The organism is Aeromicrobium sp. MLTX1, from assembly GCF_046452335.1.
Classification (GTDB): Bacteria; Actinomycetota; Actinomycetes; order Propionibacteriales; family Nocardioidaceae; genus Aeromicrobium.
The window spans coordinates 1-265 of the sequence record NZ_JBKFDN010000016.1; the positions used below are offsets into that span (position 1 = coordinate 1).

The 265-nt window shown below is 31.7% G+C and carries 1 protein-coding gene; it reads right to left on the bottom strand.

The window, feature by feature from the left end; all coding sequences use genetic code 11:
• Window positions 1-265, bottom strand: a 265-nt coding sequence (locus ACK99Q_RS17810; RefSeq protein ID WP_410187436.1) for a hypothetical protein, incomplete at both ends; no start/stop codon positions are given.

Genomic DNA, 265 nt, shown 5'->3' on the forward strand with positions numbered 1-265 from the left:
GTCTGCCATCAACTCATTAATCGCTCCTTTTTTGCTAAGATATTTAATGCGCAAGGCTTCCAATTCTTCCGCATTGGCTGCTTGCAAGCCTTCAATTTCCTGAAGTAATTGTTCTATTTTAGCTAACATAGTTTCTTCTTTATTTTTTAATGACCGCAAAGTTAGCGAATTAAACCCATATATTTTGCTGAAAACTAAAAAAAACGATATTTTTGCATCGATTTTTTCTAAATATAGAAAATGAGAAAACTTATAATCGGAGTTT